The sequence below is a fragment of the Enterococcus sp. DIV0703 genome, from assembly GCF_051711065.1.
Taxonomy (GTDB): domain Bacteria; phylum Bacillota; class Bacilli; order Lactobacillales; family Enterococcaceae; genus Enterococcus_B; species Enterococcus_B hirae.
In genome coordinates, this window is record NZ_JBIOLX010000001.1 from 865,309 (window position 1) to 877,634 (window position 12,326).

13 protein-coding genes are annotated in these 12,326 nt (G+C 37.9%); 12 read left to right on the plus strand and 1 reads right to left on the minus strand.

Translation table 11 applies throughout. The features are described from left to right. Positions 1-309 precede the first annotated feature (309 nt). The 6 genes from IGK81_RS04010 (at position 310) to IGK81_RS04035 (ending at position 6,055) form a co-directional block, all read left to right on the plus strand. Positions 310-576: a phosphocarrier protein HPr gene (locus tag IGK81_RS04010; RefSeq protein WP_010719685.1), complete on the plus strand. Its 267-nt coding sequence runs from the start codon at positions 310-312 to the stop codon at positions 574-576. Next, positions 576-2,303, plus strand: coding sequence for a phosphoenolpyruvate--protein phosphotransferase (gene ptsP / locus IGK81_RS04015; RefSeq protein WP_010719684.1), 1,728 nt, complete (start codon positions 576-578; stop codon positions 2,301-2,303). Before IGK81_RS04010 ends, ptsP begins: the two co-directional genes overlap by 1 nt. A gap of 173 nt (positions 2,304-2,476) precedes the next feature. Beyond that, the gene (locus IGK81_RS04020) at positions 2,477-3,520 is read left to right on the plus strand and encodes a glycosyltransferase (protein WP_014834761.1); all 1,044 of its coding nucleotides are present in this window, start codon (positions 2,477-2,479) and stop codon (positions 3,518-3,520) included. Between the two features lie 17 nt (positions 3,521-3,537). After that, on the plus strand, positions 3,538-4,761 hold the full coding sequence (locus IGK81_RS04025; protein WP_010719682.1) for a glycosyltransferase family 4 protein: 1,224 nt from the start codon (positions 3,538-3,540) through the stop codon (positions 4,759-4,761). Positions 4,762-4,850: 89 nt separating this feature from the next. Continuing rightward, positions 4,851-5,738 carry an NAD(P)-dependent oxidoreductase gene (locus tag IGK81_RS04030; protein WP_034700556.1) on the plus strand — a complete coding sequence of 296 codons (888 nt, stop codon included), beginning with the start codon at positions 4,851-4,853 and terminating at the stop codon, positions 5,736-5,738. Positions 5,739-5,824: 86 nt separating this feature from the next. Next, complete coding sequence (locus IGK81_RS04035; RefSeq protein WP_010719680.1) at positions 5,825-6,055, plus strand: YkuJ family protein; 231 nt, start codon at positions 5,825-5,827, stop codon at positions 6,053-6,055. A 342-nt stretch (positions 6,056-6,397) separates the two neighbouring features. Here the strand turns inward: IGK81_RS04035 and IGK81_RS04040 are convergent, their stop codons facing one another. Beyond that, positions 6,398-7,270 carry a GIY-YIG nuclease family protein gene (locus IGK81_RS04040; protein WP_412003992.1) on the minus strand — a complete coding sequence of 291 codons (873 nt, stop codon included), beginning with the start codon at positions 7,268-7,270 and terminating at the stop codon, positions 6,398-6,400. Positions 7,271-7,615: 345 nt separating this feature from the next. Here IGK81_RS04040 and fabT point away from each other — a divergent pair, with 345 nt between their 5' ends. From fabT to fabF, 6 genes are all read left to right on the plus strand, one after another. Beyond that, positions 7,616-8,056, plus strand: a complete 441-nt coding sequence (gene fabT, locus IGK81_RS04045; protein ID WP_010719678.1) for a fatty acid biosynthesis transcriptional regulator FabT — start codon at positions 7,616-7,618, stop codon at positions 8,054-8,056. Positions 8,057-8,065: 9 nt separating this feature from the next. Continuing rightward, the gene (locus tag IGK81_RS04050) at positions 8,066-9,028 is read left to right on the plus strand and encodes a beta-ketoacyl-ACP synthase III (RefSeq protein ID WP_010738138.1); all 963 of its coding nucleotides are present in this window, start codon (positions 8,066-8,068) and stop codon (positions 9,026-9,028) included. 46 nt (positions 9,029-9,074) lie between these two features. Continuing rightward, on the plus strand, positions 9,075-9,299 hold the full coding sequence (locus IGK81_RS04055) for an acyl carrier protein (RefSeq protein ID WP_005876288.1): 225 nt from the start codon (positions 9,075-9,077) through the stop codon (positions 9,297-9,299). Positions 9,300-9,409: 110 nt separating this feature from the next. After that, on the plus strand, positions 9,410-10,345 hold the full coding sequence (gene fabD / locus IGK81_RS04060) for an ACP S-malonyltransferase (protein ID WP_010719676.1): 936 nt from the start codon (positions 9,410-9,412) through the stop codon (positions 10,343-10,345). Continuing rightward, positions 10,336-11,073, plus strand: a complete 738-nt coding sequence (gene fabG, locus IGK81_RS04065; RefSeq protein WP_010719675.1) for a 3-oxoacyl-[acyl-carrier-protein] reductase — start codon at positions 10,336-10,338, stop codon at positions 11,071-11,073. Before fabD ends, fabG begins: the two co-directional genes overlap by 10 nt. Before the next feature lie 17 nt (positions 11,074-11,090). Further along, complete coding sequence (gene fabF / locus IGK81_RS04070) at positions 11,091-12,326, plus strand: beta-ketoacyl-ACP synthase II (RefSeq protein WP_010719674.1); 1,236 nt, start codon at positions 11,091-11,093, stop codon at positions 12,324-12,326.

Sequence of the window (12,326 nt, forward strand, 5' to 3'; positions counted from 1 at the left end):
TATTTCGCTTGGCAGAGTCTAGTTTTGTTTGCTTCTTTACTGAGGGATCAGTAAAGAAAATCAAAGCAACTAAAAAAAGAAGTGAGGTAGAATGAATACGGTTGTTATCCTATGTATTCATATTTTTAAAAGTAGTGCTAATTATTTTCCACACTTTTAGTTGAATTTAAATGAAAACTGTTGTATCTATCGGGAAAAAATGGTAATCTTTACAAATGAAAGGGTACTACTTATTAGTGTTCTTAGTAAACTGCTAAAAAAGAAAACCCTCACATAAAAACAACACTCACTTAAAGGAGACCGATTAATATGGAAAAGAAAGAATTTCACGTAGTAGCAGAAACTGGAATCCACGCACGTCCAGCTACATTATTAGTACAAACAGCAAGCAAATTTAACTCTGATGTAAACTTAGAGTATAAAGGTAAATCAGTAAACTTGAAATCTATCATGGGCGTTATGTCTTTAGGTGTGGGTCAAGGTTCTGACGTTACAATCACAGCTGAAGGTGCTGACGAAGCAGACGCAATGGCAGCTATCGTTGATACAATGAAGAAAGAAGGATTATCTGAATAATGGTTGAAATGCTAAAAGGGATTGCCGCTAGTGACGGCGTTGCCGTTGCAAAAGCTTACCTGCTAGTTCAACCGGATTTAACATTCAGTAAGACAACAGTAGAAGATACAGCAGCTGAAGCATCTCGTTTAGATGATGCTTTAGCAAAATCTACTGAAGAATTGCAACAAATTCGTGAAAAAGCAGCGCAAAGCTTAGGTGAAGCAGAAGCGCAAGTATTTGACGCACACTTGATGGTTCTGTCTGATCCAGAAATGGTTGGTCAAATTAAACAAAACATTAATGATAACAGCGTAAACGCTGAATCAGCATTAAAAGAAGTAACTGATATGTATATCAGTATGTTCGAAGCTATGGAAGACAACGCTTATATGCAAGAACGTGCGGCTGATATCCGCGACGTTGCGAAACGTATTTTAGCGCATTTACTAGGTGTGACATTACCAAATCCATCAATGATTAACGAAGAAGTAGTTGTTGTTGCTCATGATTTGACACCAAGTGATACTGCTCAATTAGATCGCAATTTTGTTAAAGCGTTTGTAACTGACATCGGCGGACGTACTTCACACTCAGCGATCATGGCACGTTCTTTAGAAATCCCAGCGATCGTAGGTACAAAAGAAATCACTGCTAAAGTCAAAGAAGGCGACATGTTAGCTGTTAACGGGATTGAAGGCGATGTAATCGTTGATCCTACAGCTGAACAAAAAGCTGAATTTGAAAAAATCGGTGCTGAATACGCTGCTCAAAAAGCAGAATGGGAAAAATTAAAAAATGCTGAAACTGTTACTGCTGATGGCAAACATTTTGAATTAGCAGCAAATATTGGTACACCAAAAGATTTAGTTGGTGTTCATAATAACGGCGGGGAAGCGGTTGGTCTTTACCGTACAGAATTCTTGTACATGGATTCTCCTGATTTCCCAACTGAAGATGACCAATATGAAGCATATAAAGCAGTTCTTGAAGGTATGGAAGGTAAACCGGTTGTCGTGCGTACGATGGATATCGGTGGCGATAAAGAATTACCTTACTTACAATTGCCTCATGAAATGAACCCATTCTTAGGCTATCGTGCATTACGAATCAGCTTGTCAGAACAAGGTGACGAAATGTTCCGTACGCAAATGCGCGCATTATTACGTGCATCTGTTCATGGAAACTTACGTATCATGTTCCCAATGGTAGCGACTCTTAAAGAATTCCGTGCTGCAAAAGCAATCTTTGAAGACGAAAAACAAAAATTATTGAATGAAGGCGTGGAAGTATCTGATACGATCCAAGTCGGCATCATGATCGAAATTCCAGCAGCAGCTGTCTTAGCTGACAAGTTTGCTAAGGAAGTTGACTTCTTCTCAGTAGGAACGAATGACTTGATCCAATACACTATGGCAGCTGACCGTATGAACGAACGTGTTTCATACTTGTATCAACCTTACAACCCATCAATCCTACGTTTGATTAAAAACGTGATCGATGCAGCGCATGCTGAAGGTAAATGGGCTGGTATGTGTGGCGAAATGGCTGGGGATCAAACCGCAGTTCCGCTACTTGTAGGTATGGGATTAGATGAATTCTCAATGAGTGCAACATCAATCTTGAAAACACGTAGTTTAATGAAACGTTTAGATACAACGAAGATGGCAGAACTTGCTGATCGTGCTTTGAAAGAATGTGACACGATGGAAGAAGTCGTTGAACTTGTAAATGAATACGTAAAATAATAATACGAGTAAAAGCTGGTACAGCGATAGTAGCTGTATCAGCTTTTTACAATGGGATTTTTACATATAGGTAAAAATAAGGAATGAAAAATAGAGTTATTTTAAAATAGGGCTTAAGTTTGAGTGACAGGTTCAGCGCTATGTTATACTATATAAATGAAGGAGGACGTAAGGTGAAGGTATTATTATATTTTGAAAGTGAAAAAATACTTGCGAAATCTGGTATTGGACGAGCGCTTGACCACCAAAAACGTGCTCTAAAAGAAATGGGGATTCCCTACACGCTAGATAGTAAAGATGACTATGATATCTTACACATCAATACATATGGTATCAATAGTCACAATATGGTCAATAAAGCAAGAAAAGACGGCAAGAAGATCGTCTATCATGCTCACTCAACAGAGGAAGATTTTCGTAACTCATTTATTGGCTCTAATCAATTATCGCCATTAGTAAAAAAATATTTAGTGGGATTATATCAAAAGGCGGATTATCTCATCACACCTACGCCATATTCTAAACGATTACTGGAAAGTTACGGCATAGATTTACCGATCCAATCGATATCAAATGGGATTGATCTAAAAAAATATCAACCAGATCCAATCAAAGAACAAAAATTTCGCGACTATTTCAAATTATCACCAGATCAGAAAGTGATTATCTGTGTTGGCCTTTTTTTTGCTCGTAAAGGGATCATTGATTTTGTAGAAATTGCAAAAAAACTCCCAGAATATACATTTATTTGGTTTGGACATGTACCTATGTATTCGATCCCAAAAAATATCCGACAGATTGTGAAAGAAGAACACCCAGATAATGTGATCTTTCCGGGATATATTCGGGGAGAAATTATTGAGGGTGCATACTCAGGCGCTGACCTTTTTTTCTTCCCATCTTATGAAGAAACAGAAGGAATTGTAGTATTAGAGGCACTAGCAAGTAAGCAGAATGTTCTTGTACGAGACATTCCAGTCTATGATGGCTGGTTAGAAGATAAAAAAAATTGTTACATGGGTCGCTCTAATGAAGAATTTACCGTATTGATCAAAAAGATCGTGGAAGAAGAAGTTCCTAGTCTAGTGGCAGCCGGATATCAGACTGCCCAAGCACGAAGTATTGAGAAAATTGGTGAGCAACTGAAACTGGTGTATACACAAGTGTTAGAAGAAGCAGATTCTTCCATAAATGAAAGACAAAATAATAAAGGGTAGTTTGGAGGCAAAAAATCATGAAAATTGGCTTTTTTACCGATACCTATTTTCCGCAGGTAAGCGGAGTTGCTACATCGATCAAAACCTTAAAAAATGAACTAGAAAAACATGGACATGAAGTCTATATTTTTACGACAACCGATCCAAATGCTGATAAAATAGAAAAAGATGTCATTCGTATGCCGAGTGTTCCATTCGTTTCCTTTAAAGATCGGCGAATAGTGGTACGAGGTATGTGGTACGCTTATTTAGTAGCGAAGGAACTTGAATTAGAACTGATTCATACTCATACAGAATTTGGTGCAGGGATTTTAGGTAAAATGGTTGCTAAAAAGCTGAAAATACCATTGATCCATACGTATCATACGATGTATGAAGATTATCTACACTATATTGCTAAAGGCAAAGTGATACGTCAATCTCATGTCAGATATCTCTCCCGCTTATTTGTTAACCATACAACAGGAGTTGTCTGTCCCAGTGAACGAGTAATTGATACATTAAGAAGTTATGGTGTTGTCGCACCACTTCGAGTGATTCCTACAGGGATCGATATTGAGAAATTTAAAAGGGAAGGAATCACGCAAAAAGCTATCAAAGAAATCAGAGGATCGCTGAATATCAAAGATGATGAGTTAATGATCTTATCTTTAAGTCGTATCTCTTATGAAAAAAATATTCAAGCATTGGTTCAGGGGTTTCCCCAAGTTCTAAAAGCATATCCCAATGCACGAATGGTGATCGTTGGCAAAGGGCCTTACCTTGAAGAGTTGCAAGAGCTAATCAACGAACTAGCATTGGATGAATTTGTCCAATTTACTGGAGAAGTCGATAACGAAGATGTGGCATTGTATTATAAAGCAGCTGATTACTTTGTTAGTGCCTCAACTTCAGAAACACAAGGTTTAACTTATACGGAAGCAATGGCTTCAGGGACACCTTGTGTAATTGAGGGAAATGCTTATCTTAATCGTTTGTTTGATCATCCCTCCCTTGGGAAAACATTTGAAACCGATGAGGATTTCGCACCAGCACTTATTGATTATATAAAAAGTGAAGTCCCTCGTGACCAAAAAGTATTGGAATCAAAATTATATGATATTTCCTCTACGCACTTTGGCGAAGCGATGATTGAATTTTATGAAGATATGATTATCTATCATGAAAAAGAAATGCAACGAAAAGAAGAAGAGGCATCCATCGAAAGAATAAAAATCAAATTAAATTCATTTAAACGATAAATTTAGGTATTTATCCTAAAAAAATCTTTGTTTCTGGCGTATACTTAGCATAGAGACAAAGATTTTTTGATTTTTAGGAGGTCACGAATATGAAATTAGGTTTTATCGGGACAGGAGTCATGGGACGCGCAATCACTGAGCATCTTATGAACGCAGGACATGAAGTAACTGTCTATAATCGAACAAAAGCAAAAACGGATGAGCTAGTCAAAAAGGGAGCCATTTGGGCTGAAACACCTAAAGATGTCACTAAAAATAGTGAGATCATCTTTTCGATGGTTGGTTATCCCCAAGATGTAGAAGAAATTTACTATGGCAAAAATGGGATCTTTGCAACGGATGTCCAAGATCGAATTTTGGTTGATCTAACAACTAGTACCCCAACGCTTGCAGAAAAAATTGCAAAAACAGCCACAGAAAAAGGTGCAGCTGCTTTAGATGCACCAGTTTCAGGTGGAGATCTGGGTGCGAAGAATGCCACTTTGACAATCATGGTTGGTGGTGAAAAAAGTGTCTATGAAAAAGTTTTACCTTTGTTTCAAGTGATGGGATCTACTTTTACTTTACATGGGACAGCAGGGAAAGGACAACATGCGAAAATGGCAAATCAAATCATGATTGCAGGGACTATGACAGGCATGACCGAGTTACTTGCTTATGCTTCAAAAGCAGGACTTGACTTTGAAAAAGTCATTGAAACAGTCTCAGGAGGCAGTGCTGCAAACTGGTCATTAAGTAATTATGCTCCTCGTATTTTAAAAGAGGATTATACGCCAGGATTTTTTGTTAAACATTTTATTAAAGATTTGAAAATTGCGTTAGATGAAGCAGATAAAATGGCATTGAAGTTACCAGCGACAACGCAAGCTTTAAAATTATATGAACAATTAGCAGATCAGGGATTTGAAAATGACGGTACTCAAGCATTGATTAAGCTTTGGTGGCCTGAAGGAAAGAACCCAGAAAAAAAATCTTAAAAAACTCGCTTTTTTTGGAGAAAATCAATGCAAGTCGTCTGTGCTTTTGTTACAATATAACAGAAATAAGAAAAGGAGGACCTCCGATGGCACATTCACAATTAGTTGCAATCATTAAACGACTGGAGGCAATGGTCGAATCAGCAGATAATGAACTGCAAGTCCGTCGTTTTGAAAAAGAGGGCGTTGAAAAATGTACAGTTACTTATGACAAAGCAACTGAAACATTTGAATTAACTGAAACAGATTCACATCAACAATATGAATTTGACAATATCGATATCGTTGCAATGGAAATTTATGACTTGATCCAATAAAAGATCATGAAAGAAGCGTTCAGCTCTGAGCAACCAAGAGTGGATTTTTTAGAAAATCTTCTCTTGGTGCTTTAGAGCTGCTTTTTTTATAGCTTAATGGATCAAGCTTCGTTCGTAAGAAGTCTTCTTGAAGTGACCAGGATGGGCGTGTTCTATCCGCAAGCGTTCGTATCAGCAAGAGATTGCTCCGATGAACAGGTGAAAGCGTGTGGCGCCTATTTTTCCTTAGATTTTTTTCGGCTAGTGAGGAGATTAGGGGAATAATTGGTTAAATGGATAAAACAACGAAAAGAAACCGTGAACTGTAGACCAATGTTTGGTAGTTCAAGGTTTCTTTTTATTTTACAATTCATTTTGGGCGAGAATTTTCTTATGGTAACTCATTAGTATAAGGACGGGGTCAATTTCTTCTTTTTGCAACTGTCGCTTCAAGGACAAACCAGCTTTTGCATTTTCATAATAAAAATAAGGAGATTCATCATTAGACGTAATGGCCGTTTCAGCCAGTTGACCGTAACAAATCAAATAATGTTTTTGTTTCGTTTCGTCCGCTGCCAGAGGTAAATGGAAAGTGATTTTAGGTGTCCTTAGAAATAGTTTCTGCGTCTGTATTCTTTTAATGAAAGCTGTCGATAACTCAATATCTTGTTGGATTTGGGCAGCTTTTTCAAAATTCAATTGTTCGATAAAATGATTTTGCCTTTTCTTCAAGTAAGTGATTAGTTTTTTATTGCGCCCTTGCAGCAGGTTTTGAATCTCTTTTTTCTTTTGTTCAAATGACAACTGATTCATTTCCGGTAATTGTGTATTTAAAGCTAAAAGGATGATTTCAGATAGCCACGGCATCTGATAGGTTTCTTCAATGATGCGTAAAATAGCCGGCATTTTTTTGTAAAGTCGAAAGGGACCGTAAGTACGGGCAAGTGGCATATCTGAAAGGGAAAAACCATTATTTGTAATATGTAAATAATTATAGTTACTAAAATAGTTCATTTGACGGTTGTAAAAAGGGCGGTAGTACTGGATTAATTGACATTCTAACAATAGTGCATCTAATTCAGTATCCACGACGACAAAATCAAAGTCAGCGATATGATGAATCAATCGGCGAACTTTTTTTGAATGTTGTTTACTATGACGAAAATAACTACTTACACGATTTTTTAATTGTTTCGCTTTTCCAACGTAAATCACAGTTCCGGTATGATCTTTCATCAAGTATACCCCAGGAAGCAAGGGGAGTTTTTTTACTTTTTCTTTCAACGTTCTTTCTCCTTTTTTATCAAAAAATACTATATCAAATTTACGGCAAAGGAACAACCTTTTCGTTTGCTGAGTCTTAAGTAAAAATAGTTTGATAATCAAAATATTTATTTGAGAAATATTTTTAATGTTTAAATGGGTGATTGTTGATTTAATAGGATTTTAAAATGAATTTTTTCTTAGAAAAAGTTCATAATCGAAAAAAATGAGCTTTTTAGGTTGCATTTTGAAAAAAGTTAAGATATAGTTTGAACATCAAATGATTTGATAATCAAACTAATTAGTGGATGGTGGAACATGGAACCAGATTTGAAAACAGTAAATGATTATCTTGTTAGTGTCTTCAATGATATTTTGACAATCGAAGAATCTGAATTAAAAAAATCTCAGTTCAAAGATTTGTCAATTACAGAGATGCATACGATCGAGGCAATCGGTATGTACAAGAAAAAAACGACTTCAGAAGTAGCCAAAGAACTGTCGATTACTGTTGGGACCTTGACCACTGCTATCAATAAGTTAGTAAAGAAAGACTATGTTGAACGCATTCGAAGTGAAGATGATCGACGAGTGGTGAAATTAGGACTGACAAAAAAAGGCAAACTTTTATATCGTGTCCATCAGCACTTTCATCGTGAAATGGTCAAAAATATCTTGGATGGCATGGCTACCGACGAACAGCAAGCTTTACTGGCTGCATTGAAAAACTTGCATGATTTTTTGCGAGATTACAAGTGAGGATTTTTAATGGAACAATTTGGAACGATCACAGCAACAGCTAGTGTCCTTCCCGAAAAAATCATTACCAATGATGATCTTTCCAAAATGATGGACACTTCAGATGAATGGATTTCATCGCGAACAGGTATCAAACAAAGGCGTTGCGTCACAGATCAAGAAACTTCTGATCTTTGCTATTTAGTAGCAGAAAAGCTCATCAAAAAAAAGAACATCGATCCGACAGAACTTGACTTCATTCTTGTAGCAACCATGTCTCCTGATTTTACGACACCCTCTGTGGCTGTCCAGGTTCAAGGTAAACTTGGTGCAACAAATGCAATTGCATTTGATCTTAGTGCAGCATGTTCAGGCTTTGTTTATGCTTTAAGCATGGCAGAGAAAATGATTCGGTGCGGTTCAAATAAAGGATTAGTGATTGGTGGCGAGACATTATCCAAATTAATCGATTGGTCTGATCGTTCAACGGCTGTCCTGTTTGGTGATGGTGCTGGTGGTGTGTTACTTGAAGCTGGTACAGAGCAGAAAATAATTGCAGAACATCTGGAAGCAGATGGCACTCGAGGATCGTCACTCACAGCTGGCTATCATTCGAACGGATCACCGGTGTATGTAAAGGATGCAAAAGGCTCTTTTTATTTATCAATGATAGGAAGAGATATCTTTGATTTTGCTGTAAGAGACGTTGCAAAAAACATTAAAGACATCACTCAAAATGTGTCAGTTGATTATCTGCTTTTACATCAAGCAAATCTTAGAATCATTGAGAAAATTGCACGCAAGGTAAAAATACCGCAAGAAAAATTCTTAACCAATATGGATAAATACGGAAATACCTCTGCTGCAAGTATTCCAATCCTATTAGATGAAGCGGTAGCTAGTGGGCAAATCACTTTAGGAAAAAAACAAAAAGTAGTATTTACAGGTTACGGTGGAGGTTTAACATGGGGAAGTATCCTCATGGAACTGTAAGCTGATAAAACATAAAATTGTAAACAATATCGGAGGAATATATAGTATGGTATTCGAAAAAATTCAAGAAATTATTGCAGAAGAGTTAGGAAAAGAAACAGAAGAAATCAAATTAACAACAAACATCCAAGAAGACTTAGAAGCTGATAGCTTGGATTTATTCCAAATCATTAATGAAATCGAAGACGAATTTGACGTGAAAATCGAAACAGAAGACGGCATCAAAACAGTTCAAGATTTAGTAACTTATGTTGAAAAACAAACTGCATAATCATTAAGATTAGGTTGGGGGCTGGGACATTTTCCTTAAATAGGAGTGTCTTGGTCCTTTTTAATAAATCAAGACATGAGCATATATCCTAAAAATATTGGAGAAAATACATGAAGACAGCATTTTTATTTAGCGGACAAGGCGCTCAGTATCCAGGCATGGGACAGGATCTCTATCAAGAAACTATCGTCAAAGAAACGTTTAATGAAGCAAGTGATATTCTAGGCTATGATATGGCGGAATTGTGTTTTTCAGAAAATGAACGACTCAATCAAACCGCTTATACGCAACCAGCAATCTTAACGGTCAGCATTGCTTTTTATCGTTTGTTGAAAGAAAGAGGGATTACACCTCAAGCTGCTCTAGGATTAAGTTTAGGCGAATATTCCGCTTTAGTAGCTAGTGGAGCTTTGTCATTTAGTGAAGCAGTCGCTTTAGTGGCAAAACGAGGGGCTTATATGACTGAAGCTGCACCACTTGGTAGTGGGAAAATGGTAGCTGTTATGAATGCACCTGTAGAAGTGATTGAAGAAAGCTGTTTGGAAGCTCAACGATTAGGAATTGTTTCGCCTGCAAATTATAATACACCCCAACAAATCGTAATTGGCGGTGAAGAACAAGCAGTGGATGAAGCAGTAAGAATCATGCAAGAAAAAGGCATCAAACGAATGATTCCACTTAATGTGAGTGGTCCGTTTCATACAGCAATCTTAGCGCCAGCAGCAAAAAAATTAGCCGTTGAGCTAAAAACGATCACTTTTAATGAGCCAGCAATCCCTGTCATCAGTAATACGACAACTGAAATCATGAACAAAGATCGGATACCGACTCTGCTTGAACAACAAGTGATGAAGCCGGTACATTTTTATGAAAGCATCCATCAATTAAAAGAACTTGGTGTGGAACGCGTGATCGAAGTTGGACCAGGTAAAGTATTAAGTGGCTTTATGAAGAAAATCGATAAAACGATTCCGGTTTTAAGAGTAGAAAATCAACAAACTTTAGAAGAAACAATGACAAGTATCGGAGGCATGTTATGGAGCTAACAGGAAAAAACGTATTTATTACAGGTAGCACAAGAGGAATTGGTGCTGCTGTGGCGCTAGCTTTTGCAAAAGCAGGCGCAAACATCGTTTTAAATGGACGAAAAGCAATTCCAGAAGAAAAAATCAATGAGATCAAAGCTCAAGGTGTGAACTGCATCGGTGTTTCTGGCGATATCTCAGATTATGAAAAAGCTGGTTTGATGGTAGAAGAAGCAGAAAAACAATTAGGATCAATCGATATTCTAATCAATAATGCAGGGATTACGAACGATAAATTATTGATGCGCATGTCAGCAGAAGATTTTAAAGCTTGTTTAGATATCAACCTAACAGGAACATTCAATATGACACAACACGTTTTAAAGAAAATGATGAAAAAACGTGAAGGTGCAATTATCAACTTGTCAAGTGTTTCAGGCTTGATTGGTAACGTCGGACAAGCAAATTACGCAGCAAGCAAAGCTGGTGTCGTTGGTTTTACAAAATCTGTTGCTCGTGAGGCAGCTGCACGCGGTGTTACATGTAATGCCATTGCTCCTGGTTTTATCGCTACGGATATGACCGAAGTGTTATCTGATAAAGTCAAAGAGCAAGTAGTAAAACAAATTCCAATGCAACGTTTTGGCAGCGTGGAAGATGTTGCGAATGCTGCGATTTTCTTAGCAGAGAGTCCTTATATCACAGGACAGGTCATCAATGTTGATGGCGGTCTCGTGATGCACGGATAAAAAGGAGGAAAACAATAATGAATCGAGTAGTAATTACAGGCTATGGTGTCACTTCACCAATCGGTAATGATGCTGAAAGCTTTTTAGATAGTTTGCAAAAAGGAACGAATGGGATTGCTCCTATTACTAAATTTGACGCCACAGAAACTGGAATCACACTAGCAGGTGAAGTCAAAGATTTTCCATACGATAAATATTTTGTAAAAAAAGACAGCAAACGGATGGACATGTTCTCGATTTATGGGATCTATGCAGCACTAGAAGCATTAGGGATGAGCGGTCTAGATAAAGAGAAAATCGATCAAGATCGTTTTGGTGTCATTGTTGGTTCCGGTATCGGCGGATTGCCAACGATCGAAAACCAAGTGATCCGGTTACACGAAAAAGGCGCGCAACGTGTCTCACCAATGTTTGTTCCAATGGCTATTGCAAATATGGCTGCCGGCAACATTGCACTACGTGTAGGTGCTAAAGGGATTTGTACAGCAATCGTTACTGCTTGTGCGAGTGGAACGAATGCTATTGGTGAAGCTTACCGCAATATCAAACATGGTTATTCAGATGTCATTCTAGCTGGTGGGGCAGAAGCAACAATTTGTGAAATGGGAATTGCTGGCTTTGCTGCACTAACAGCTCTATCGAATGCTGAAGACCCTACTCGTGGTTCGATTCCTTTTGATGAAGAACGTAACGGTTTTGTGATGGGCGAAGGAGCGGGTATCTTAGTGATCGAATCTTTAGAACATGCTCAAGCTCGTGGTGCAAAAATCTATGGAGAAATCGTTGGTTACGGCGCTAATTGTGATGCGTTCCATATGACTGCTCCTACACCAGATGGTTCAGGCGCTGCCAAAGCAATGAAATTAGCCATGGATGAAGCGGGTATTAAGCCAGAAGATGTTGGCTATATCAATGCCCATGGGACAAGTACACCCGCTAATGATCAAGCAGAAGCAAAAGCGATCCAACTGGCATTAGGTGATTCATTCAAAGAAACATATGTCAGCAGTACGAAATCCATGACTGGACACTTATTAGGTGCAGCTGGAGGGATTGAAGCGTTAGCTACTTTAATGGCGCTGGAACATCAATTTATTCCACCAAACATCAATGTCCAAAAACAAGATCCGGAAATTGACTTGAACGTTGTCATCAATGAAAGCAAACCAGCGCAATTGACTTATGCAATGAGCAATTCGTTAGGCTTTGGTGGTCACAATGCGGTCTTGTGTATGAAACGCTGGGAGGAATAA